Origin of the sequence: Pseudomonas sp. HN2, from assembly GCF_020736465.1 — a bacterium.
GTDB classification, from domain to species: domain Bacteria; phylum Pseudomonadota; class Gammaproteobacteria; order Pseudomonadales; family Pseudomonadaceae; genus Aquipseudomonas; species Aquipseudomonas moraviensis_A.
The window spans coordinates 5,818,841-5,842,262 of the sequence record NZ_CP085885.1 but is presented as its reverse complement, the minus strand read 5'-3'; the positions used below and the strand labels follow the sequence as shown (position 1 = coordinate 5,842,262).

Genomic DNA, 23,422 nt, shown 5'->3' with positions numbered 1-23,422 from the left:
GGAAATCCCGTGGCAGGAGTTCCCGTGGGCAAAGTCAGGGAAAATCAGGCGGTTTCCTGCTCTCTCAGAATCGTCAGTACGGTCTGCACGTTTTGCGCGGCATCGCGACCGAGGCTGGTCAGATACCCGCCATCGGGCTGGTCGGTAAGTTCTTTTTCGAAGAGGCGCTTGGCAGCAGCGATGTGTTTCGGGGCAGCGGTCTGATGAATTTTCAGACCTTCCTGGGAACTGTCCAGGTTGAAGAGTGCAAGGACTTCCAGTTCGGCAACCAACTCAGGGGTAAGCGACATAAGGACTCCAGACTTTCTAGGAATTGGACGACAGCGCCTCTAAGGTGAACCCGCTGGTGCGGCATGTCCAGTGCGCAGATCAGGGGATTTTGTCTTGAGGCGAATTCCAGTGTAGCCCGCATAAAAAAGATCGCAGCCTTCGCCAGCTCCTACATGGGATCCGTCCAGGAGCTGGCGAAGGCTGCGATCTTTTGATTTTATTATTTTTCCGGTGGCAGCTCTGGCAGCTTGCGCAATGCCGTTTCGTACCATTCGGTGTCGAACGGGCGGTCTTCATCGAGCATCGCGTCAATCTCGAAAGCCAGCACGTGAGCCATCAGATTGAGGATCTCCTCACGGTCCATGCCGACCAAAGTCAGCTTGTTCAACGTCGCCCTGGCCGCCGGCGGGTTATCGCTTTCGATCTGGTTCTCGATGGCTTCGAGCAGCGTTGCTTCGGTGAATGCTTCTTCGTCGTCATCGTTGACGATATCTGTCGGCTCGCTCATGGCAGGCTCCTCAGGGAAAGGCGCCAGTTTACCCGCATTCAGCGGCGTGATGCTGCTGGCGGGAAACGTCGTGGCGATCTATAAACAGGCACTGCCCACCCCGCACGGCCTGGAGGCTCTGTGATGTTCAAGCTCTACGGATTCGTTGTCAGCAACTACTTCAACATGGTCAAACTGGCGCTGCTGGAAAAAGGCCTGCCCTTCGAAGAGGTGACCTTCTATCCGACGCAAACCCCGGAGTCACTGGCCATCAGCCCGCGCGGCAAGGTCCCGGTGCTGGGTGTCGACGCCGGTTACATCAACGAAACCGCGATCATCCTCGAATACCTCGAACAATCACAGAAGGGCACGCCGCTGCTGCCCAGCGATCCATTCGAACGCGCGCAGGTATTGGCGATTGCCAAGGAGATCGAGTTGTACATCGAGTTGCCGGGGCGTGCCTGTTACGGCGAGGCGTTTTTCGGCATGACGTTGCCTGAGGCGATCAAGGAAAAGACCCGCTCCGAATTGCTGCTGGGCTTCGCAGCGCTGGGGCGTCACGGCAAGTTCGCCCCTTATGTGGCGGGTGACAGCCTGAGCATTGCCGATTTGTATTTCCTCTACAGCGTGCCGCTGGCCTGTGCAGTTGGGCAGAAACTGTTCGGAATCGATTTGCTGGCCGAGATGCCACAGGCGAAAGCGTTGCTGGAGCGGCTTGAGCAGAATCCGCATGTGCAGAGGATTGCGGCGGACAAGGATGCAGCGATGCCGGCGTTCCTAGCGATGATTGCTGCCAAGAAGTGAGGTTTGTAGCGCTCTGAAGAAAGCCTTCGCAAGCAGGCTCGCTCCCACATTGAATCGGTGGTGAACACAAATTTTGTGAACATCCCGAATCCCTGTGGGAGCGAGCCTGCTCGCGAAGCTTTTTTGGCTTTTAGCGGCTGGCGATCAACGCCTGACCGCGAGCCACTGCAGCTTTCACCTGCGCTGGCGCCGTCCCGCCGATATGGTCGCGAGCATTCACCGAGCCTTCCAGGGTCAGCACGGCAAACACATCCTGCTCGATCTGGTCGCTGAACTGACGCAGTTCTTCCAGGCTCATCTCGGCCAGATCCTTGCCAGTGTCGACGCCGTATTTCACCGCGTGGCCAACGATTTCGTGGCAATCGCGGAACGGCAGGCCACGGCGCACCAAGTAGTCCGCCAGATCGGTCGCGGTCGAGAAACCGCGCAGCGCCGCTTCCCGCATGATCGCGTGTTTCGGCTTGATCGCCGGGATCATGTCGGCAAACGCGCGCAGCGAATCGCGCAGAGTGTCGGCGGCGTCGAACAGCGGTTCCTTGTCTTCCTGATTGTCCTTGTTGTACGCCAGCGGCTGGCCTTTCATCAGGGTCAGCAGGCCCATCAGCGCGCCGAACACACGGCCGGTCTTGCCGCGCACCAGCTCTGGCACGTCGGGGTTTTTCTTTTGCGGCATGATCGAGCTGCCGGTGCAGAAGCGGTCCGGCAGATCGATGAACTGGAACTGCGCGCTGGTCCACAGCACCAGCTCTTCGGAGAAGCGCGACAGGTGCATCATCGCGATGCTCGCGGCCGAGCAGAATTCGATGGCGAAGTCGCGATCGGAAACGTTATCCAGCGAGTTGCCACCGACGGCGTCGAAGCCGAGCAGTTGCGCGGTGTATTCGCGATCGATCGGGTAGGTGGTACCGGCCAGCGCGGCGCTGCCCAGCGGCATGCGGTTGGTGCGCTTGCGGCAGTCGACCAGGCGCTCGTAGTCGCGGCTGAGCATTTCGAACCAGGCCAGCATGTAGTGCCCGAAGGTCACTGGCTGCGCAGTTTGCAGGTGGGTGAAGCCGGGCATGATGCTCGCCGCTTCACGTTCGGCTTGCTCCAGCAGGCCTTTTTGCAGGCGGGTGATCTCGGCGAGGATCAGGTCGATTTCATCACGCAGCCACAGGCGGATATCGGTGGCCACCTGGTCATTGCGGCTGCGCCCGGTGTGGAGCTTTTTACCGGTGACGCCGATGCGGTCGGTCAGGCGTGCTTCGATGTTCATGTGCACGTCTTCGAGGTCGACACGCCAGTCGAACTGGCCGGCTTCGATTTCGCCCTGGATGGTGTTCAAGCCATCGATGATGCTGTCGCGCTCGGCATCGCTCAGCACGCCGACCTTGGCCAGCATGGTGGCGTGGGCGATCGAGCCCATGATGTCGTGGCGATACAGGCGCTGGTCGAAAGTGACGGAGGCGGTGAAGCGGGCGACGAAGGCGTCGACGGGTTCACTGAAGCGGCCGCCCCAGGACTGATTGGTCTTGTCAGTGCTCATGAATTCGCTCGTATCGGCTTGAAGAAATGGCGTGAAACGCTGGCGCGGATGATAACAGGGTTGCCAATCCTGTCGCTGGCACCGGTCGACAGGTTTTTTTCCTCAGGTGTCAGGCGTGGCAGGCGCTGTCTGTAAGGGATTTACAAAAGGATATTTTTTGATTGAGCAATATCGTTCCGACGAACGTCTACAGTGGACATGAGGGTCGGTACACATGCGGATCATGCAAAGGTCTGGCCACCGACTATAAGAAGAGGGGGCGGGTGAGTTGTCCATCGGTCAACCACCGCGAGAAACGCAGGAAACAGTGGGCTCTGAGCGGTACGACCCGGACGCTGGCAAATATTGCTGGCCGACGTACGGCACTTTTTGGCGCTCGGGCTAGTCTTAGCGTGGATCGCGGTGACGCAGGTCACTACACCTGTCTACGCTATCCTTGTGCGAGACTCACGCAGGAATCCAGCGCAATATGAATGTCCTGATCGTTGATGACGAACCCCTGGCTCGCGAGCGCCTAAGCCGTATGGTGAGCGAACTCGAGGGTTACACAGTCCTGGAGCCCAGTGCCACGAATGGCGAGGAGGCGTTAGCGCTGATCGACAGCCACAAGCCGGATATCGTGCTGCTCGATATCCGCATGCCGGGCCTCGACGGCCTGCAGGTTGCTGCCCGACTGTGCGAACGAGAGACGCCGCCGGCCGTGGTGTTTTGCACCAGTCCCGATGAATTTGCCGTGGAAGCCCTGCAGGCCAGCGCCGTGGGCTATGTGGTGAAACCTGTGCGAACCGAACACTTGAATGAAGCCCTGAAGCGGGCTGAACGTCCCAACCGGGCGCAACTCTCGGCCCTGACCCGTCCCGCTGCCGAAAGTGGCAGCGGCCCACGCAGCCACATCAGCGCGCGCACCCGCAAAGGCATCGAGCTGATTCCGCTGGATCAGGTGGTCTACTTCATCGCCGACCACAAATACGTGACCCTGCGTCACGAAGCCGGCGAGGTGCTGCTCGACGAACCCCTCAAAGCCCTCGAAGACGAATTCGGCGAACGCTTCGTGCGTATCCACCGCAATGCGCTGGTCGCCCGCGACCGCATCGAGCGATTGCAGCGCACACCACTGGGACATTTCCAGTTGTTCCTCAAAGGCCTCAATGGCGATGCGCTGATTGTCAGCCGTCGGCATGTCGCTGGCGTGCGCAAGATGATGCAGGGGCTTTGACCCGGTCGTCACCGGGCCTTTCGACTTCTTCTACCCGGCATGGCAGGCCAGGGAGGCCACGCCGTTTTCTGATTCAGGTCAAAGTGGAATTGACTGAGCTGTTATTATCCGCCGTATCTATTCAGTACGGATTGCTCCATGTCCCCTCGCGAAATCCGCATCGCCACCCGTAAAAGTGCGCTGGCCCTCTGGCAGGCCGAATACGTCAAAGCCCGTCTTGAAGCGGCCCACCCGGGCTTGCTGGTGACGCTGGTGCCCATGGTCAGTCGCGGCGACAAGCTGCTCGACTCGCCACTGTCGAAGATCGGCGGCAAGGGTCTGTTCGTCAAGGAACTGGAAACCGCGCTGCTGGAAAACCACGCCGACATCGCCGTGCATTCGATGAAAGACGTGCCGATGGACTTCCCGCAAGGCCTGGGCCTGTTCTGCATCTGCGAGCGTGAAGACCCGCGCGATGCATTCGTCTCCAACACCTACGCAAGTCTTGAAGCGCTGCCGACCGGTGCCGTTGTCGGCACATCGAGCCTGCGTCGCCAGACCCAATTGCTGGCGCGTCGCCCGGATCTGCAGATCCGTTTTCTGCGCGGCAACGTCAACACCCGTCTGGCCAAGCTCGACGCCGGCGAGTACGACGCGATCATCCTCGCAGCGGCCGGTCTGATCCGCCTTGGTTTTGAAGATCGCATCACCTCGGCGATCAGTGTCGATGACAGTCTGCCGGCCGGTGGCCAGGGCGCGGTCGGCATCGAATGCCGCAGCGCCGATAACGAAATCCACGCCTTGCTCGCGCCTTTGCATCACGCCGATACCGCTGCGCGGGTGAACGCCGAACGTGCCTTGAACAAACATCTCAACGGTGGCTGCCAGGTGCCGATCGCCTGCTACGCCGTGCTCGAAGGCGAGCAGTTGTGGTTGCGCGGTCTGGTCGGTGAGCCAAGCGGCGGCAAGCTACTCAGTGCTGAAGCGCGCGCGCCGCGCGCTGACGCTGAAGCCTTGGGCGTGCAGGTCGCCGAAGACCTGCTCAAGCAGGGCGCCGACGACATTCTCAAAGCGGTATACGGCGAGGCGGGGCACGAGTGACCGGCTGGCGCCTGCTGCTGACGCGCCCTGCGGATGACTGTGCGGCGCTGGCCGAACAGCTGGCCGGGCAGGAGATTTTCAGCAGTTGCCTGCCGCTTTTGGACATTGTTCCGCTGCCGGTCTCTGACAGTATTCATCAAGCGATCACGCGATTACGTGATTGCAGCGCAGTGATCGTGGTCAGCAAACCGGCGGCGCGGATCGCGGTAGATCTGCTCAAGTGCGAAGGCTCGGCACCGTTGACCATGCCGTGGTTCAGCGTCGGCGCGGCGACCGCAGAGATTCTGCGCGAGCACGGTCTCGATGTGAACTTCCCGGCTGATGGCGATGACAGTGAAGCCTTGCTGCAATTGCCGCGTCTGCGCGAGGCGGTCAGCCAACCCGGTGCGCAGGTGATGATCCTGCGTGGCGAGGGTGGTCGGGAGCTGCTTGCCGAGCGCCTGCGCGCGCTTGGTGCTAGTGTCGAGTATCTGGAGTTATATCGCCGCGACCTTCCAGCCTACCCGCCAAACGAGCTGCTACGGCGTATCGAAGCGGAACGCTTGAACGGGCTGGTGGTCAGCAGTGGACAGGGTTTCGAGCACCTGCGGCAGATGGCCGGCGATGCCTGGCCGCAGATCGCGCCGTTGCCGTTGTTTGTTCCAAGCCCGAGGGTCGCCGAGCTGGCACGTGCCGCCGGGGCTCAAACAGTTGTGGATTGCCGCGGCGCGAGTGCCGCGGCTTTGCTGACGGCATTACGGGAATTTCCGCTGCCGTTTTCTAATGCAAAGGATGGATACGTGAGCGAAACAGCCTTGCCAAAAGATGACGTCCAGCCTGCGCTCGATGCCCAGGTTGAAACTCCACCACCGGCCAAAGAGCCGCGCCGAGGCAATGGACTGGCGATTGTTGCCCTGCTCCTCGGCGCCGCCGGTGTCGCCATCGGTGGCTGGGGTGTCTGGCAGGTGCGCCACCTGCAGAACAACACGCAGCAGCAGTCGAGTCAGGTGCAGGCGTTGAATGATCAGGCTCAGAGTCTGAAGCTCAACGAACAACGCCTGACCGAGCGCCTGGCGCAGTTGCCCGGTGCCGACGAGCTCGCCGAGCGTCAGCGTCTGGTGACGCAATTGCAGGGCGATCAGCAGCGCCTCAATCAACGTCTGGAAACCGTCCTCGGCGCCAGCCGCAAGGACTGGCGTCTGGCCGAGGCCGAGCACTTGCTGCGTCTGGCCAGCCTGCGCCTGTCGGCATTACAGGACATCAGCAGCGCGCAGGCACTGGTGCAGGGCGCCGACGAAATCCTCCGTGAACAGAACGACCCGGGCTCCTTCGCCGCGCGCGAGCAAGTGGCGAAAACCCTGGTCGCCCTGCGCAGCACCGAACAGCCGGATCGTACCGGACTGTTCCTGCGCCTGGGCGCGTTGCGCGATCAGGTCATCGAGCTGACCGAGCTGGCGCCTGAATACAAGGATCGCGGCGAGTCGCTGCTGGGCCTGACCGCCGACGGCGATGGCGCCAGTCGCTGGGCGCAGTGGTGGGACAAGGTGTCGCGCTATATCCGCATCGATTTCAACGCTGACAAGAACGTCAAACCGCTGCTCGCCGGGCAAAGCCTGAGCCAGGTGCGCCTGGCCCTGAGCCTGGCGCTGGAGCAGGCGCAGTGGGCGGCGCTCAACGGTCAGGCGGCGGTTTACACCCAGGCGCTGGCCGAGGCGCGCGATGTGCTCAAGGGCAATTTCAACCCGGACAACCCGCAAAGCAAAACCATGCTGGAACAGGTGGGCGAGCTGAGCAAGGAACCGGTCACGGTCAAAACCCCGGATCTGACCGGTACCTTGAGTGCGGTCCAGGGGTATCTCGAGCGGCGTAACGTCAATGTCGAAGAATCGGTGAAACCGTTCGCCAAGCCTGCCGCCAACCCGGCGCAGGAGGCGACCCCATGAAGCGCCTCTATGTAATCGTGTTTCTGGTCATCGCTGCGACGGCAGCGCTGGGCCTGGCGATCGCCGAGCATTCCGGTTACGTGCTGGTGGCGTACAAGAGCTTCCGCTATGAATCGAGCCTGTGGGCAACACTGGCAGTCATCGCGGTGCTGTGGCTGATGTTTTGGGGCATCAAGGTGTTGGTCGAACTGGTGATGACCTCCACCGGCGTGGTCAATCCGTGGTCGCGGCGCAATCGCAGCCGTCGCGTGCAAGTGGCGATCGAACACGGGCAACTGGATCTGGCTGAAGGTCGCTGGGCCAGTGCGCAACGGCATTTGACCCGCGCTGCGGAAGCCGAGCGCCAGCCACTGCTTTACTACCTCGGCGCCGCACGTGCGGCGAACGAACAGGGTCAGTACGAAGAAAGCGACCGTTTGCTCGAGCGTGCGCTGGAACGTCAGCCGCAAGCCGAGTTGGCGATTGCCTTGAGTCATGCCCAACTGCAGACCGATCGCGGCGACACCGACGGTGCGCTGGTGACCTTGCAGGCGATGCACGAACGGCATCCGCGCAGCGCGCAAACGTTGCGTCAATTGCAGCGCCTGCATCAACAGCGTGGCGAGTGGTCGGCGGTAATTCGTCTGCTGCCAGAGTTGCGCAAAGACAAAGTGCTGCCGCCAGCAGAACTGGCTGAACTCGAGCGCCGCGCCTGGGGTGAAAACCTGTCCTTGGCCGCGCATCGCGAAGAAGACGGCACGGTCGGTCTGCAATCGCTCAAGCGTGCGTGGGAGCAGCTGACTTCGGCGCAGCGTCAGGAAGCGCCGCTGGTGCTCGCCTATGCTGAGCAACTGCGCCAGCTTGGCGCTCAGGTCGAGGCCGAAGAAGTGCTGCGCACCGCGCTCAAGCGCAAATACGACAGCCATCTGGCGCGTCTGTATGGCCTGGTTCGTGGCAGTGATCCTGCGCGTCAGTTGCAGACTGCCGAAGGCTGGCTCAAGGAGCATCCGGCCGACCCAAGCCTGCTGTTGACCCTCGGGCGCCTGTGTCTGCAAACCAGTCTGTGGGGCAAGGCCCGTGATTATCTGGAAAGCAGTCTGCGTGTGCAGCGCAATCCGGAAACCTGTGCGGAGTTGGCGCGTCTGCTTGCACAGCTCGGCGATACCGAGCGCAGCAATCAGTTGTTCCAGGAAGGTCTGGGGCTGCTCGATGAACGGCTGCTGGCGGCGCCTTTGCCGGTTGCAGCGAAGGTCTGAAAGGCGGGGGAGCTGGCTCCCTCGCGAACTTTCAATGAGTGAAAATTCCACTTCTTCAGGTGCCTGAGGCAAAGTCCTACAGGGTGGTTCACCGTTTCCCTCCGGCCCTGTCGGGTTTTCCCTACACCTCTGGTGAACTGTCGGCAGGCCCTCGCCTTGAAAGGCTGACACGCTTTCCTCTACCGTAACCGTCTGTCTCTACTGTTACGGAAAAGCCATGTCGTTGGCCTGCTCACGCTCCTTGTTCTTCATGGCTTTCATTGCGGGGGCCTTTGCTCTGGGAGCTTCCTATTATCTCGAATACGTGGTCGGCCTGACGCCTTGCACCTTGTGCCTGGTGCAGCGGCTGTTCCTCACTCTGCTGTGCATTGTCAGCGGCGTGGCGGCGGTTCACGGTCCGCGGCGTGTGGGCATGTGGTGGTACTGGCTGTTTGCGCTGGGCGCGAGTCTGGGCGGAACCACCGCCGCCTGGCGGCAGGTGTTGATCCAGAGTGACTCCATGCTGCAACTGGTCAAATGCTCGCCCACCGTGGAATCGCTTTTCAGCGGCTTGCCGTGGATATGTGCTTTGCAACGGATGTTCAACGGTGGCGCCGATTGCGCGGAAATCTCATGGACGCTGTTCGATCTGAGCATCCCGGAATGGAGTCTGCTGTTTTTTGTCGGTGTCTCGATTCTTGCGGTTTATCAGTTGCTGCGTCTGATCTGGAGCGCTCTGCAGCGACCGGTCAGCGACGAACCGTCGCATCACTCGCTGGTCAGGGATTAAACACTTGTATGAACTTTATCTCCTGCGTACCTTGAAGCCATAGGCGTGCGGGCATAATCTGGCCGGCACGTGTCATTGGATTTATGTTGCTCGATGACGCTCTGCCCGATCGTCCACCCAGTCAAATCAGAACAGGGGCGCGGGTGTAGAGCAGCATGACCCACAAGGGAAGAGAGATCGCCATGCTCGAAAGTTGTCAGAATGCTCAGGAACGTTGGGGTGGGGTTCATCTGCTGATCGACCGCTGGTTGCAGGAGCGTGAAGAGCTGATCGGCGCCTACGACAAACTCGGTGCGCAGCCTGATTCGCTGTCCGAAAGCCGCAAGCCTTTGCTGGAATTTTGCGGTGTGCTGGTCGATTACGTATCGGCGGGGCACTTCGAAATCTATGAACAGCTGACTGGCGAAGCCAAGGCGTTCAACGACAAGCGCGGTCTGGAACTCGCCGAAACGATCTACCCGCGCATCGACGTCATTACCGAGAAGCTGCTCGCGTTCAACGACCTGTGCGATGAAGGCAAATGCGTTGCAGAGAAATTCAAGGAGCTCGGGGGGTTGCTGCACGAGCGCTTCGAACTTGAAGACTGCCTGATCGAAGTGCTGCACACGGCACACAAGGCAGAAGATCCGGTTCAGGCCTGATCCACGACCTTCATCAAAAAGGGTCCGCCCGAAAGCGCACCGTTTTTTTATGCCCGATCAGCTCGTCGCACCACGCAGTTCCACTTCAAATACCAGCGGCGTGAAGGGCGCGATCAGGTCGCCGGCACCGTCGGCGCCATAGGCCTGATCCGATGGAATCACCAGCCGCCACTTCGCACCCACCGGCATGTTCTGCAAGGCGGTGCGCCAACCGGCGATCACGCTGTCGAGGTTGAACCACTGCGGTTGGGTGTTCTGATCGAACACGGTGCCATCCGGCAGCTTTCCGACATACAGCACCTGCACTTTTCCATCGGGGCCGGCCTTGGCGCCACTGCCCGCAACGAGCTCGGTCAGGAGGATGCCATCGGCCAGTTCCTTCACCCCCGGTTTGGCTTTTTCCGCACTGAGAAAACGTTGCTCGTTTTCCATCGCGGCGTCGCTCGACTGGCGTGAGGCCTGCTCGGCATTGCGCGATTCGTGATCGGCCAGAATCTGTTCGATGCGCGCTTCACTCAATGCCAGTGGCTTGCCCTGATAAGCCTGTTGCAGACCTTCAATCAGCGCCTGGATCTGCAACTGCGGCACCTCTTGGCGCAGCCGTTCTCCGAGGCTGGCACCGAGGCTGTAAGCCAGGTCATGAGCATCGTTCGCGGTAGTTTTTTCATCAGCATACGCCGCCGAAAAAAACACGCAGAGGGACAAAATAATGTAGCGCGACATGGGCACTCTCCGACCTGAGATGCGGGGGATTATGCCAGTGCGAACGCCTGCATCGGTGAACTGCTTTTTCATCGGTGCAGAACATTTCGGCGTCGGTGCAACGCAACGGCAGAGATACTGTCAACATGCCCTAGCGGCGGTATCAGCAGAGGTCTAGTATGAGCCGCACTCACGTCAGCCAGGAGGTAAACCATGTCGGCCACCAAGAAGCCTGTAAATACTCCGTTGCACCTACTCCAACAGTTGTCGGGCAGTCTGCTCGAGCATTTGGAAAACGCTTGCTCGCAAGCCTTGGCTGATGCTGAAAAATTGCTCGCCAAGCTGGAAAAACAGCGTGGCAAGGCGCAGGAAAAACTGCATAAGTCGCGCACCAAATTGCAGGACGCCGCCACTGCCGGCAAAGCCAAGGCTCAGAACAAAGCCAAGTCTTCCGTGAAAGAACTCGAAGAGCTGCTCGACGCACTGAAAGATCGTCAGTCCGAGACCCGCAGCTACATTCTGCAACTCAAGCGTGATGCTCAGGAAAGCCTGAAACTGGCCCAGGGTGTTGGCCGTGTTCAAGAAGCAGTGGGCAAAGTATTGTCGTCGCGCTCGGCCAAACCGGCAGCAGTGCCGGCGAAGAAAGTCACTGCCAAACCTGCTGCAAACAAAGCTTCGGCGAAGACCGCTGCGGCGAAACCTGCTGTTGCGAAAACCGCCGCCAAACCAGCGGCCAAGGCGCCAGTGAAAGCGGCTGCCAGACCAGCGGCGAAAACTGCAGCGAAGAAGCCGGCGGCGAGCGCGGCAAAACCGGCGGCTAAAACCACCGCAGCCAAACCTGCTGCAGCCAAGCCAGCAGTGAAAGCCACCCCTGCCAAAGCCGCTGCGAAACCGGCCGCGAGCAAAGCTGCACCGACGAAAACCGCAGCCGCCAAACCTACGGCGAAACCGGCAGCCAAGCCTGCTGCCAAAACCGCCGCTGCGAAGCCTGCCGCCAAGACTGCAGTCAAACCGGCTACCGCCAAACCTGCTGCGAAAGTGGCGGTAAAACCGGCTGCCAAACCTGCCGCAACATCCGCAGCAAAACCTGCGGCAAAAACCGCTGCGAAACCGGCCGCCAAGCCTGCTGCGAAACCCGCTGCTGCCAAGCCTGCGACCGCTGCTGCAAAACCGGCCGCCAAGCCAGCCGCCAAGCCAGCCGCAAAACCAGCGGTGAAAAAGCCTGCCGCTGCCAAGCCAGCTGCCAGCGAACCGGCTACTACTCCAGCGGCCAAGCCAGCCACCCCGGCAACCCCGGCTGCTCCTGCCGCGTCGGCACCGTCGTCCGCTGCTCACTCGACCCCTTCGACTGCGCCAGCGCCAGCCGCTTCGTCGAACGCCAGCAGCACGCCAACCAGCGCTTCCTAAGTGCCGGTTGCCGCGACGCGCAGCAGTTGCAGCGCGTCGCGGTCCGGGCTGGCGGCAGTGCCGGCCAAACCTTCAAGCCAGGTCACCGAACCTCCCTCGTTGCGCGTCCATTCCTGCGCCACACCTTCAAGCCGCGACAGCAAGGTTCGTTCAGCTTCCAGCTCGAGTGATTTGATTTGCTCGCGCATGCCTTTTACCACCGCATCATCGACGGCCCGCGCTTTCCATTGCATGCGCAGGGTTCGCAGCGGCTGCACCACCTCGATATCCCAAGGCGCAGTCAGGGCCTTGAGCAAATCCACGCGCGGTTCATCGCAGGCCACTGCACGCTGCTCCAGCCACAAACCGCACAGCAACAGGCAAACATTGGCGCCCGCCGTTTGCAGTCGCAGGCAGGCATCTTCCACGCCGGGTCGGGCGTAGACATCAAGGGCAAAGCTCCACAGGTCAGAGGACATCGTGCTACTCGCGCCAGTTGTGAGCGAAGCTGGTAGACTCCGCCGCCATTATGATCCGACTTCAGAACCTGACTTTACAGCGTGGCCCGCAACGTCTGCTAGAAGACGCCGAGCTGACCCTGCACGCCGGCCACAAAGCCGGCCTCATCGGCGCCAACGGTGCCGGCAAATCCAGCCTGTTCGCCTTGCTGCGCGGCGAGTTGCACCCGGATTCGGGCGACTGCCTGCTGCCGGCCGACTGGCGCATCGCGCACATGCGTCAGGAGGTCGACACCCTCGAGCGCCTTGCGGTCGATTATGTGCTCGATGGCGACCTGCGTCTGCGCGAGGTGCAGCGCGAGCTTGCCGCCGCCGAGGAGGCGCACGACGGCACCGCGCTGGCGCGCCTGCATGCCGAACTCGACAGTGCCGACGGTTACACCGCCGATGCGCGGGCGCGCAAGCTGCTCGCTGGTCTTGGCTTCACCAACGAGCAGATGGACCGCCAGGTAGGCGATTTCTCCGGTGGCTGGCGGATGCGTCTGAATCTGGCGCAGGCGCTGATGTGCCCGTCGGATCTGCTGCTGCTCGACGAACCGACCAACCACTTGGATCTCGACGCGATCATCTGGCTGGAAGAGTGGCTGAAGAGTTATCCGGGCACCTTGCTGCTGATTTCCCACGACCGCGATTTCCTTGATGAGGTGGTCGATCACGTTGCGCATGTCGATCAGCGCAAACTGACCCTCTACCGTGGCGGCTACACCGCGTTCGAACGCGCCCGTGCCGAGCGTCTGGCCCAGCAGCAACAGGCCTACGAGAAGCAGCAGGCGCAGCGTGCGCACATGGAAAGCTACATCGCTCGCTTCAAGGCGCAAGCGACCAAGGCCCGTCAGGCGCAGAGCCGGATCAAGGCGCTGGAGCGCATGGAAGAATTGTCGGCGGCCCACGTCGATTCGCCGTTCGACTTCGTCTTCCGCGAGTCGACGAAGATCTCCAGCCCGCTCATCGATCTGTCCGATGCACGCCTGGGTTATGGCGACAAGACCATCCTCGAGAAGGTCAAGCTGCAACTCACCCCAGGTGCGCGGATCGGTCTGCTCGGGCCGAACGGCGCGGGTAAATCGACGCTGATCAAGAACCTCGCCGGCGAGCTCGAACCGCTGGCCGGGCGGCTGACCCGTGGCGAGAACACCGTGGTCGGCTACTTCGCCCAGCATCAGCTCGACTCGCTGGATTCCAAGGCCAGCCCGTTGCTGCACTTGCAGCGTTTGGCGCCGGGTGAGCGCGAGCAGACCTTGCGCGATTTCCTCGGCGGCTTCGACTTCCGGGGCGCGCGCATCGATGAGCCGGTGCTGAATTTTTCCGGTGGCGAGAAGGCGCGTCTGGCCCTCGCGTTGATCGCTTGGGAGCGGCCGAACCTGCTGCTGCTCGACGAACCGACCAACCACCTCGACCTGGAAATGCGCCTGGCGCTGACCATGGCTCTGCAGGAATTCAGCGGTGCGGTGCTGGTGGTGTCTCACGATCGGCACTTGCTCAAGAGCACCACCGATAATTTCTATCTGGTCGCCGACGGCAAGGTCGAAGAGTTCGATGGCGACCTCGAAGACTACGCGCGCTGGCTGGTGGAATACCGCCAGCGCAATGCGCCGGTCAGCAACACGCCGGTCAATCCGGACAAGACTGACAAGAAAGCTCAGCGTCAGGCAGCGGCAGCGTTGCGCCAGCAACTGGCGCCGCACAAGCGCGAGGCCGACAAGCTTGAAGCTGAACTGGGCAAGCTTCACGAGAAACTCGCCAAGGTCGATGCCAGCCTCGGTGACAGCGATATCTACGAGCCGGCGCGCAAGAACGAATTGCGCGATCTGCTGGCCGAGCAGGCGAAACTGAAGGTGCGTGAAGCCGAGCTGGAAGAGGCCTGGATGGAAGCGCTGGAAACCTTGGAAAGCATGCAGGCGGAGCTGGAGGCGTTGTCCTGATGGAAGCCTTCAAGCTGCCGTTCTCGGCGGTATGGGTCGAGCCGATCTGGTTCACCGCGCAGATTCTGCTGATTCTGCTGGCCGGTTACCTGACCCAGCGTTTCGTCGCCAAAGGCCTGACTCGACTGGGTGAGCGCTATCCGTTTCCGCCGCAATTGCTGATGCCACTGCGCGGCGTGTTGCGCTGGCTGATCATGGGCAGCGCGCTGCTCTTCGTGCTCGAGCGCCTTGGCGTCTCCGCCACGGTGTTGTGGACGGCGCTATCGGGTTTTGTCGCGGTGGCGGCGGTGGCGTTCTTCGCCATGTGGAGCGTGCTGTCGAACCTGCTGTGCGCGATTCTCATCTTCACCGTCGGGCCGTTCCGCCTCGGCGACGTAGTCGAGCTGGTGGACACCACCGACAAGCCTGGCGTCAAAGGTCGGGTGATCGCGATCAATCTGCTCTACACCACGCTGGTCGAAGCCGAAGAGTTGGGCACCGGCAGCGCCATGGTGCAGGTGCCCAACAGCCTGTTCTTCCAGCGTTCGGTGCGGCGTTGGCGCGGGACCGATGTGTTTCCGTCGAGCGGGTTCGAGAAGTAGCTTTCGCGTCGTCGGTTCGGACGCCTTCGCGAGCAGGCTCGCTCCCACATTCGAAATGCGTTCTCCTGTGGGAGCGAGCCTGCTCGCGAAGGGGCCATCAGCAACACCTGCAACATTCAGCAAGAAATCGGTAGTCATCCTCACGAAGCCGCATTAGCTTAGGCATTTGTCACAAGCATCAGCCGAGGTATGCGATGGAGCTTCAAACATGGCTGGCATTCTTTGCCGCCTGCTGGGTGATCAGTCTGTCCCCGGGCGCGGGCGCCATTGCGTCGATGTCCAGCGGCCTGCAATACGGGTTCTGGCGCGGCTATTGGAACGCGCTGGGCCTGCAGATCGGTCTGGCGATGCAGATCGCGATTGTCGGCGCGGGTGTTGGCGCTGTGCTCACGGCTTCGGCCACGGCGTTCCACGCGATCAAATGGTTCGGCGTTGCCTATCTGGTTTATCTGGCGATCAAGCAGTGGCGGGCGCTGCCCATGGACATGAGCGATGACGCCGCGGTGCGGCCGATCGGCAAGCCGCTGGCCTTGGTATTCCGTGGCTTTCTGGTGAACATCAGCAACCCCAAGGCTTTGATATTCATGCTCGCGGTGTTGCCGCAGTTCATCAACCCTCACGCGCCGCTGCTGATTCAATATGTGGTGATCGGCGTGACCATGGTGTTCGTCGATCTGATCGTCATGGCCGGCTACACCGGGCTGGCGTCGAAGGTGCTGCGCCTGTTGCGCACGCCCAAGCAACAGAAGCGCATGAACCGCACCTTTGCCGGGTTGTTCATTGGCGCAGCGGCGTTTATGGCGACGCTGCGCAAAGCGGCGGCCTGAAGCGCGCAGGCAGAAAAAAGGCGACCTCAACAGGTCGCCTTTTTTACTGTCGCTGAGACATCGGATTGACACTCGACTGTGGCGAGGGAGCAAGCTCTCTCGCCACAAAAGCCCTTAGTTTCAATTCAGCGCAGGATCACCGGTGCGGTATCGCGCGGCAAGTTGTTGCGCTGCGGTGCCTCTCGCGGCTGCTCGTAACCGCCACCACCGAGCTGCATGCTCAATTGCCCGGCCACGTCCTCGCCCAAAGCTTTGGACACCTCACGCACCACTCGAGGGCGGTTCAGCGAGATCTTGATGTCGCGATGGTTCACCAGTTTGGTGTCCTGCGCTTCACCCATCGCCGTGAAGGCCGAGGTGATCTCGTAGGTCTTGGTGTTGATCAGGCTGAAATCCGCCACCAGCGTCAGGCCCAGCACTGCCGAATAGCTGTCGGTGTGCGCCAGCTCGTTGATGTCCTGGGTGAAATCGATGTCGGACACGGTGCCGAACAGCACGTAGTCGGCGCCTTTGAAGTTGCCGGCCTTGATGCGCTTGATCACGTCATACACATCGCCCTTGGAGGACGCGGTGTACGGCGTGCCCTGCACCAGCTGGAACATGCCGGTACGGAGGATTTCACCCTTGATGTCGCCGGTGAATTTGCGCAACTCGCCCTGTTCGATGTAGCTGGTGGTCGCTTCGATCTCGTTGTAGCTCGAAGATCCGCTGGCGCTGTAGTAACTCTCGCGGTGATTGCTCTGCGCCGAAACGATGTGGATGTATTGCTCCACGCGCTCCTGATACGCCAGATCCGTCACCGCCACTTTCGGGGCCGCCTGCACGCTGAACGCGCAAGCCAGGGCCATCATGCCAATCCATGTGCGCATCGATTAACGCTCCGTGGTTTTGCGGATCTCTTTTTCGTCCATCCACTCGGCCAGACCGCTTTCAACGTCGATCAACTGCAGGCTGAATTTGTAGAAGACGTCCTTGTAATCGCTGCTGCGCTTGACGATCGAGCTGATCGAACCTTCGATGCGGTACTTGGCAGCGATCATGTTGCCGGTCTTGGCCACGGTGCTTTTCTTGTACAGACCGCTCTGGTTCTGCAGCTTGAGCTGATCAACCTGGCTCTGCATCGCATTGTTGTCGCTGGCGAAGCGCGCGACACCGGTCTTCATCAACTGCGTTTTGATGCTGGTGGTGATTTCGCGAGTGTCGATGTACTCGCTGGTCTTGTTCTTCACGTCGTAGACCTGAACCACCGGACGGCCCTGCAGGATGCCGGACTGGGCCAGCGAGCGGGTCATCGACTCGGCGATCATTTGCAGGTCGGTCGAACCGAATTCGTTGGTCACGGTTTCAACCGCTTTGGTGTCGCCGTAGCTGATGTTCTTGCTGCCCAGAGTCGGCGAGGTGTTGGCGCAACCGGAGGCGAGCAGGGCGATGACGGCGATGCAGGAAAAGCGTGCAAACATGAGAAAGCTCTCTCAATCAGAAATAGGGTGGCGGGCTTAAGGCGTCTTGATTTCCAAACGGAAATCCACGGCTTTCGGGGTCGGGGCGATGGCCTGAATGAAGCTGGTCTGGGCGCCGTACATCATCTGGCTTTTCCAGACTTCTTCTTCGGCAACCGGGAAACCTTCGGCGCCAAGCCAGGCGAAGCGGTAGTAGAAGATCTTGTTGCTGTTGAGGGTGTTGCTCAGCTGCACGTTGACGGTCATGAAGCCGTTTTCGCGGGCGACGCGCATGGCGCCGACGACGATGTGTTTCTGCGGGCCCATGGCCACGACTTTGCTCGCGGCGCTGCCCGGCTCTGGCGGTGGCGGGGTGGCGCAGCCGGCCAGCAAGGCGAGGGCGGCGACGGCGATGATCTTCAAGCGCATTGCAAAGACTCCGTTCTTAAGGTTGTTTGAGGCTGGCGACGTTGGTCGCGCCAGCGCTCGGCATTACGTGGGCAGCGATGCCGCCAGCGAATACCTGGTTGCCCACGGCACGCAGGCTGACCACTTGATAACGCTGATCGACGGTGACCCTGACCACCGAACCGCCCACGGCGCTCGGCAGCGTAACCTGATGCTCACCTTTTTTCAGGCGCAGACGCACCACTTGGGTGTTGTCCGGCAGGGTGCGCCATGTACGGGTATCGGCACCTTCGAGCACTGCTGAAGAAATGCCTACGGCGAGGCCGGCCAGCGGGTTGGTTTCGTTGATCTGCTTCTGCGCCACGCCTTTGGTGATCGCGCGTACGGTGGTGCGGACGATGATCCCCGGCATGTCATCGCGCAGGGCGCGGCGGGACATGGCGGTGGTGCTGTTCAGCGCGGTCAGGTCGACCTGCTTGCCGTCGACGCCGATCTGCGCAAACGGCGCGGTGGAGGTGTCCGGTTTGATGATCGGGAACGATAACGGGGTGATCACCACGTTGTTGGAAATCGGCAGCGGCAGCGGTACGCGAATCGAGTCGCGCGCCGGGGCCAGACCGCTCTGGACCACGATCAGAATGTCGCTGTCGTCAGACTTCGAAGGCTTGTCGAGATTGACCAGCGCCTGCTCGAGCAGCGGTGTGTTCGGGCGCAGTTCGGCGGCTTTGCGATAACCCGGCGCAGCCAGATCCTTCTCGCCCAGGGCTTCGTAGACGAAACCGGCGAGGTAATGGCTGAACGCACTCTGGTAGCTGTTTTTCAGGCCGACCACTTCCGGTGCGTCGAGACTGGCCACCGGATAACCCTGCAGATCCTTGTACTGGGTCTTGATGCCTTCCTTCTCGGCCTGTTCTTCGCTCTTGAGGTATTCCTTGTCGCGCAGGTCGGCGATCACCGCTTCACGTTCGTGGGTCTTTTTGATCGCAGTGCGGGCGCCATCGAAATCGTTGACCGCCAACAGGTTCAGGGCCATCTGCGTGGTCAGCATGACTTTTTCATAGTCATAGCCTTCGTAGCGGCGCACCTTGTCGTTGACGATGAAGCTGCCGAACTGTGCCAGGTACTTGGCCGAGTCGAGCTTGACCGCGTCTTCCCACTGACCGACCACCTGATCGGCGCTGCCCCAGGCGTTCTGGCTGCCCGACAGGTCGCCCTTGGCGCGCAGCAGTTCGCCTTTCTCGAAGTAATAGAGCAGGTCTTTATCGGTGCCGGTGTTGTTCTTTTCCAGCAGGGTCAGAGCAGCGTCGACGTTGCCGGAAGCCAGTTGCTGGTTGGTCTGGGCCAGTTCGGAATCGTAGTTGCGAAACGCTGCACAGCCGGACAACAGCGTGACGGCGCTGAGCGCGAGCAGCATGGGAGCGCGGAATGCCATGGGTACTTCTTCCCTGAGTGACGAAAACTTGCAGCCGCGGGTGCTGGTCGGGCTGGTGTGACCTATCGACGGCGGCGCTGGCCTCCTGCCAATTCCTCACGGGAGAGGAGCTTTGGTGCCGGCTCGCTGGGCGAGGGCGCGGCATTATAAGCGTTGGGTGGTGGCTATGTAATGTCTTTTTGATGGCTTAACGAACGGTCGTGCCATCACTTCGGCAAGTTGCTCACGACGCGTTCGGCCGCTGTTTTACCGGGTCCGAACGCGCTGCCATTGGCGAAAACCCGATCGCCGAGGGCGCGCAGGGTGATGACCTGGCGGTTCTGATCAATCCGGATCTTCAGCGGCGCGGCGTTGTTGACGTGGGGCAGGGTGATCGCGTGTTCGCCTTTCTTCAGGCGCAGGCGCAGCACCTGAGTCAGGTTGGGCAGTGTGCGCCAGGTACGCGTATCGGCCTGTTCGAAACCATCCCAATGGGTCACGTACGATGCTTTGCTCGGGTCGCGTCGGTTGTCGGTGGCTTGCACATCGGCTGCCAGAAAGGCTCGGTAGGTGGTGCGCTGGATGATGCCGGGCATGTCATCGCGCAGCGTACGCAAGGACATGTCGGTGATGCTGTTGACCGGTATCAGTTTCTTCTGCCGTCCATCGATGCCGATCTGATTGAACGACGGCGTTGAAGTGTCGGGCACCATCACCGGGAACGAGATGTTGGCGACAATGACCTGACCGTCTGCCAGCTTCACCGGGTACGGCACACGCAGCGAACTGCGTGCAGGAGCGAGGCCGCTTTGCACGATGATCAGCACGTCACTTTCGTCACCCTTGAGGCCGGGACTGTCGAGGTCACGCAATGCCTGCTGGAAGAACGGCAGGTCCGGGCGTAATTCGATGGCCTGGCGATAGCCCGGCGCGGCGAGATTCTTTTCCCCGAGCGCTTCATAGGTAAAGCCCGCGAGGTAGTGACTGAACGCGCTCTGGTAACCGTTCTTCAAGGCGATCACCGCCGGCGCGTCCAGCATGACTACCGGATAGCCCTCCAGGTCCTTGTAGTGCACGCGCACGCCCTGCTTTTTCGCTACCTCTTCGACGCGCTCATATTCAAGCTCGCGCTGCCGGGCGATCAGCGCTTCGCGTTCATGGGTCTTCTTGATGTCGGCGCGGGCGCCGTCGAAATCATTCACGGCCAGCTGGTTGAGGGCCATCTGCGTGGTCAGCATGACTTTTTCATAGTCATAGCCGTCGTAGCGGCGCAACTTGTCATTGATGATGCTGCCCCAGTGATTACCCATGGCAGCCAAGAGTTTGTCGCCGGTGGTTTCAATGGTGTCCTGGCGCTCGACCACCATTTGCTCGGCACTGCGCCATGCCGCCTGACTCTGGGGCAGTTCGCCGCCCGCACTCAACACCGCGCCTTTCTCGAAGTAATAGAGCAGATCTTTTTGCTCGTCCGGGTTATGTGTTTCAAGCAAAGCCAGTGAGCCGGCGACATTGCCTTGCTTCAATTGCTCGGTGGTCTGTTCCAGCTCCAGATCGTAATTGCGATAAGCCGCGCAACCCGCCAGTTGCGCAATAGCGGTCAGCAGCAGGGGAAGCAGAAGGCAAGGGCGCATTGAGTGGGGTCTTCCTTGAACAAAGCGGGAGCATTTACGTTATTGGAGCCGATGGTGGCACATCGCTTCAACGATATGAATCATTCCCTGTAAGCACCGACAAAGCTTGAGAGAAACGTCTGCGAAGTGAACAATATGTAACTTCGCATTTCCATTTGAGATTCGTTCATGACTGCCTCGTCCCGATTGCTGGCCTGGCTGCTGTTCCCGTTATTGTCCCTGAGCAGCCTGCCGCTGCTGGCCGATACCGTGGAAGGCGCGCCGCAAGCGCTGCACCTGCTCGATTACATCAGTGCCGACTACCCGCCGACGGTCGCGGCAGGCAAGGTCATCGACGATGGCGAATACCGTGAACAGCTGGAGTTCACCCAGGTTCTGCAAGGCTTGATTAGCGCATTGCCAGCCAAACCCGAAAAAGTCGCGCTGGAGCAGGGCGTGAAGTCTTTGCACTCCGCGATCAGTGCGAAGCAGGATGGCGCCGATGTTGCGCGTCAGGCCCGACAGTTGGGGGCGAAACTGGCCGTGGCGTATGAAGTCAGCCAAGCGCCGATCATTACCCCGGACCCGACGCGCGGTGCGCCGCTGTACGCGCAGAACTGCTCGGTATGCCACGGCGATACAGGCGCTGGCGACGGCCCGGCCGGCGTCGGCCTGACCCCTGCGCCAGCCAACCTGCGCGACGCTGCGCGCATGGATCACCTGAGCCTGTACGCGATCTACAGCACCCTTGGCCAAGGCGTCGAAGGCACCGACATGCCTGCGTTCGCCGATCAGCTCGATGATCGCCAGCGTTGGGATCTGGCTACTTATATCGCCGGCTTCAGTGCCGATGCGGCAGCGGCCAAGTCCGCCAAGGTCTACAACATCGCCGATCTGGCCCGCCAGACCCCGGCCGAAGTGCAGGCTGCCGAGGGCGCAGAGATCGCGGCGACATTCCGTGCCCAGCGCGCGCAACCACCGCAGGTCAAACGCGGCCCGGCGCAGTTGCTCGATTACACCGCCGCCACGCTGGACAAGAGCCTCGCGGCCTATCGCGCCGGTGAGCACGATCAGGCCTATGACCTGTCGGTAGCGGCGTATCTGGAAGGCTTCGAACTGGTGGAAAGCTCGCTGGATAACGTCGATGCCAACGTGCGCAAGGACACCGAAAAATCCTTGATGGCGTACCGGCAGTCGCTGCAGGACGGCCTGCCCGTCGAGCAGGCCGAGCAGCGTCTGGACGCGGCCAAGGCCAAGCTCAAGGAATCCGCCGGCCTGTTGGGCAGCGATGGCTTGAGCTGGTCGCTGAGCTACATCTCCGGCCTGCTGATCCTGCTGCGTGAAGGCCTGGAAGCGATTCTGGTGCTGGCGGCGATCCTCGCTTTCCTGCGCAATACCGGCCAGCAGTCAGCGGTGCGCAGCGTCAACGTGGGTTGGGGGCTGGCATTGCTGGCGGGCCTGGGCACCTGGGCACTGGCGGCTTATGTGATCGATGTCAGCGGTTCGCAGCGTGAACTGCTGGAAGGCGCCACTGCGCTGTTTGCCAGCGTCATGGTGCTGTGGCTCGGCGTGTGGATGCATGACCGGCGTCATGCCGCGGCCTGGCAGGATTACATCAAGAGCAGCCTGGTCGGCGGCGGTGGACGTTTCGGCTTCGCGATCCTCGCGTTTTTCTCGGTGTACCGCGAGCTGTTCGAGGTGATCCTGTTCTACGAAACCCTGTGGTTGCAGGCCGGGCCTGCCGGGCACAACGCCGTGCTGGCCGGCGGCGCGACGGCTCTGGTTTTGTTGGTCGGTCTGGCCTGGGTGATTCTGCGTGGCTCGGCGAAACTGCCGCTGACCCTGTTCTTCAGCATCAACGCCGCGCTGCTGTGCGCGTTGTCGGTGGTCTTCGCCGGGCACGGCGTGAAGGCCTTGCAGGAAGCCGGGATCTTCGGCACGCGGCCGGTGGCGTTCTTTGAATTCGACTGGCTGGGGATCCACGCCGATGCCTATTCACTGATTGCGCAGGCGGTAGCGATCGTGGCGATTGTGCTGTTGTATGGGCGTAGTTGGGTGGCTGAGAAGCGCCGGGTTTCGGCTGCCTGAAAGCATTCGCTGCGCTCATATTCGCGAGCAGGCTCGCTCCCACAGGTTCGGTCTGTATCCTGTGGGAGCGAGCCTGCTCGCGAATTTTTTGGAGGCAAGAACATGCGTGTATGGATCGATGCCGACGCCTGTCCGCGGGCGGCGAAGGATCTGGTGGTGAAGTTCGCCCTCAAGCGCCAGTTCGAAGTGGTCCTGGTGGCCGGGCAGCCGCAGATCAAACCGGGCTTGGCCATCGTCAAACTGATCGTAGTGCCGAGCGGGCCGGACGCGGCGGATGATTATCTGGTCGAGCACGCGGTGCCGGGTGAGCTGGTGATCTGCAGCGATATTCCATTGGCCGATCGGCTGGTGAAGAAGGGCGTGGCGGCGCTGGATCCGCGCGGCAAGGAGTTCGATGCGCAGAACATGGGCGAGCGTCTGGCGGTGCGGAATCTGTTTACCGATTTGCGCGAACAGGGTCAGATGAGCGGCGGCCCGGCGCCATTTGGCGAGCGCGAGAAGCAGGCGTTTGCCAATGCTTTGGACCGGATTTTGACCCGGCTCATCCGCAAGCCCTGAAAAGATCGCAGCCTGCGGCAGCT

At 61.2% G+C, this 23,422-nt stretch carries 23 protein-coding genes and 1 pseudogene; 14 read left to right on the top strand and 10 right to left on the bottom strand.

The genetic code is table 11. From position 1 onward, the window contains the following. Window positions 1-44: 44 nt before the first annotated feature. Together LIS66_RS26030 and LIS66_RS26025 are read right to left on the bottom strand one after the other, a co-directional pair. Window positions 45-290 carry a TIGR02647 family protein gene (locus tag LIS66_RS26030; RefSeq protein ID WP_003229392.1) on the bottom strand — a complete coding sequence of 82 codons (246 nt, stop codon included), beginning with the start codon at window positions 288-290 and terminating at the stop codon, window positions 45-47. 200 nt (window positions 291-490) lie between these two features. Then, entirely contained in the window at window positions 491-778 is a 288-nt protein-coding gene (locus tag LIS66_RS26025) for a hypothetical protein (RefSeq protein ID WP_064364660.1), read from the bottom strand. 123 nt (window positions 779-901) lie between these two features. On the opposite strand from LIS66_RS26025, the gene LIS66_RS26020 reads away from it, so the two are divergent. After that, window positions 902-1,561 carry a glutathione S-transferase gene (locus LIS66_RS26020; RefSeq protein ID WP_227973293.1) on the top strand — a complete coding sequence of 220 codons (660 nt, stop codon included), beginning with the start codon at window positions 902-904 and terminating at the stop codon, window positions 1,559-1,561. 130 nt (window positions 1,562-1,691) lie between these two features. Here the strand turns inward: LIS66_RS26020 and argH are convergent, their stop codons facing one another. Continuing rightward, window positions 1,692-3,086, bottom strand: a complete 1,395-nt coding sequence (gene argH / locus LIS66_RS26015) for an argininosuccinate lyase (protein WP_227973292.1) — start codon at window positions 3,084-3,086, stop codon at window positions 1,692-1,694. A gap of 469 nt (window positions 3,087-3,555) precedes the next feature. Between argH and LIS66_RS26005 the strand changes: the two genes are divergently transcribed. The 7 genes and pseudogenes from LIS66_RS26005 to LIS66_RS25975 all read left to right on the top strand — a co-directional run bounded on the left by LIS66_RS26005 (window position 3,556) and on the right by LIS66_RS25975 (window position 9,949). Beyond that, entirely contained in the window at window positions 3,556-4,302 is a 747-nt protein-coding gene (locus LIS66_RS26005) for a LytR/AlgR family response regulator transcription factor (protein ID WP_042607107.1), read from the top strand. Between the two features lie 138 nt (window positions 4,303-4,440). Continuing rightward, window positions 4,441-5,382 (top strand): hydroxymethylbilane synthase, encoded by a 942-nt coding sequence (gene hemC / locus LIS66_RS26000; protein ID WP_227973291.1) that lies wholly within the window; start codon window positions 4,441-4,443, stop codon window positions 5,380-5,382. After that, window positions 5,379-6,077 (top strand): annotated as a pseudogene (locus LIS66_RS25995) (uroporphyrinogen-III synthase); the annotation flags it as partial. The gene hemC and the pseudogene LIS66_RS25995, both read left to right, overlap by 4 nt. A gap of 84 nt (window positions 6,078-6,161) precedes the next feature. Next, complete coding sequence (locus LIS66_RS25990) at window positions 6,162-7,304, top strand: uroporphyrinogen-III C-methyltransferase (RefSeq protein ID WP_227974550.1); 1,143 nt, start codon at window positions 6,162-6,164, stop codon at window positions 7,302-7,304. Then, entirely contained in the window at window positions 7,301-8,539 is a 1,239-nt protein-coding gene (locus tag LIS66_RS25985; RefSeq protein WP_227973290.1) for a heme biosynthesis protein HemY, read from the top strand. Before LIS66_RS25990 ends, LIS66_RS25985 begins: the two co-directional genes overlap by 4 nt. A gap of 217 nt (window positions 8,540-8,756) precedes the next feature. Beyond that, on the top strand, window positions 8,757-9,308 hold the full coding sequence (locus tag LIS66_RS25980) for a disulfide bond formation protein B (RefSeq protein WP_227973289.1): 552 nt from the start codon (window positions 8,757-8,759) through the stop codon (window positions 9,306-9,308). Between the two features lie 182 nt (window positions 9,309-9,490). Next, a complete protein-coding gene (locus tag LIS66_RS25975; protein ID WP_039757408.1) occupies window positions 9,491-9,949 on the top strand; it encodes an Rsd/AlgQ family anti-sigma factor in 459 nt (152 codons plus the stop codon). A gap of 57 nt (window positions 9,950-10,006) precedes the next feature. Here LIS66_RS25975 and LIS66_RS25970 read toward each other — a convergent pair whose 3' ends face one another. Next, window positions 10,007-10,672, bottom strand: a complete 666-nt coding sequence (locus LIS66_RS25970; protein ID WP_042607103.1) for an FKBP-type peptidyl-prolyl cis-trans isomerase — start codon at window positions 10,670-10,672, stop codon at window positions 10,007-10,009. Window positions 10,673-10,864: 192 nt separating this feature from the next. Here LIS66_RS25970 and LIS66_RS25965 point away from each other — a divergent pair, with 192 nt between their 5' ends. Beyond that, the gene (locus LIS66_RS25965; protein ID WP_227973288.1) at window positions 10,865-12,058 is read left to right on the top strand and encodes an AlgP family protein; all 1,194 of its coding nucleotides are present in this window, start codon (window positions 10,865-10,867) and stop codon (window positions 12,056-12,058) included. Here LIS66_RS25965 and LIS66_RS25960 read toward each other — a convergent pair. Continuing rightward, a complete protein-coding gene (locus LIS66_RS25960) occupies window positions 12,055-12,516 on the bottom strand; it encodes a TIGR02444 family protein (protein ID WP_042607101.1) in 462 nt (153 codons plus the stop codon). The two genes, LIS66_RS25965 and LIS66_RS25960, sit on opposite strands and share 4 nt — an antisense overlap. A 50-nt stretch (window positions 12,517-12,566) precedes the next feature. On the opposite strand from LIS66_RS25960, the gene LIS66_RS25955 reads away from it, so the two are divergent. From LIS66_RS25955 to LIS66_RS25945, 3 genes are all read left to right on the top strand, one after another. Further along, window positions 12,567-14,477 carry an ATP-binding cassette domain-containing protein gene (locus LIS66_RS25955; protein WP_016772606.1) on the top strand — a complete coding sequence of 637 codons (1,911 nt, stop codon included), beginning with the start codon at window positions 12,567-12,569 and terminating at the stop codon, window positions 14,475-14,477. Further along, complete coding sequence (locus LIS66_RS25950) at window positions 14,477-15,058, top strand: mechanosensitive ion channel family protein (protein WP_083353803.1); 582 nt, start codon at window positions 14,477-14,479, stop codon at window positions 15,056-15,058. Before LIS66_RS25955 ends, LIS66_RS25950 begins: the two co-directional genes overlap by 1 nt. Window positions 15,059-15,252: 194 nt before the next feature. Then, window positions 15,253-15,885: a LysE family transporter gene (locus LIS66_RS25945; protein WP_083353802.1), complete on the top strand. Its 633-nt coding sequence runs from the start codon at window positions 15,253-15,255 to the stop codon at window positions 15,883-15,885. A 125-nt stretch (window positions 15,886-16,010) separates the two neighbouring features. On the opposite strand, the gene LIS66_RS25940 is transcribed toward LIS66_RS25945, so the two are convergent. From LIS66_RS25940 to LIS66_RS25920, 5 genes are all read right to left on the bottom strand, one after another. Then, on the bottom strand, window positions 16,011-16,754 hold the full coding sequence (locus LIS66_RS25940) for a hypothetical protein (protein ID WP_042607099.1): 744 nt from the start codon (window positions 16,752-16,754) through the stop codon (window positions 16,011-16,013). A 3-nt stretch (window positions 16,755-16,757) separates the two neighbouring features. Continuing rightward, window positions 16,758-17,345 carry a penicillin-binding protein activator LpoB gene (gene lpoB, locus LIS66_RS25935; RefSeq protein WP_039757415.1) on the bottom strand — a complete coding sequence of 196 codons (588 nt, stop codon included), beginning with the start codon at window positions 17,343-17,345 and terminating at the stop codon, window positions 16,758-16,760. A gap of 36 nt (window positions 17,346-17,381) precedes the next feature. Further along, window positions 17,382-17,753 (bottom strand): YcfL family protein, encoded by a 372-nt coding sequence (locus LIS66_RS25930; protein WP_016772611.1) that lies wholly within the window; start codon window positions 17,751-17,753, stop codon window positions 17,382-17,384. A 16-nt stretch (window positions 17,754-17,769) separates the two neighbouring features. Then, complete coding sequence (locus tag LIS66_RS25925) at window positions 17,770-19,164, bottom strand: COG3014 family protein (RefSeq protein WP_042607098.1); 1,395 nt, start codon at window positions 19,162-19,164, stop codon at window positions 17,770-17,772. A gap of 206 nt (window positions 19,165-19,370) precedes the next feature. Beyond that, window positions 19,371-20,774, bottom strand: a complete 1,404-nt coding sequence (locus tag LIS66_RS25920; RefSeq protein ID WP_227973287.1) for a COG3014 family protein — start codon at window positions 20,772-20,774, stop codon at window positions 19,371-19,373. Window positions 20,775-20,942: 168 nt separating this feature from the next. Here LIS66_RS25920 and LIS66_RS25915 point away from each other — a divergent pair, with 168 nt between their 5' ends. Beyond that, on the top strand, window positions 20,943-22,841 hold the full coding sequence (locus LIS66_RS25915) for an FTR1 family protein (RefSeq protein WP_227973286.1): 1,899 nt from the start codon (window positions 20,943-20,945) through the stop codon (window positions 22,839-22,841). 102 nt (window positions 22,842-22,943) lie between these two features. Continuing rightward, window positions 22,944-23,399, top strand: coding sequence for a YaiI/YqxD family protein (locus tag LIS66_RS25910; protein WP_064364673.1), 456 nt, complete (start codon window positions 22,944-22,946; stop codon window positions 23,397-23,399). Window positions 23,400-23,422 lie beyond the last annotated feature (23 nt).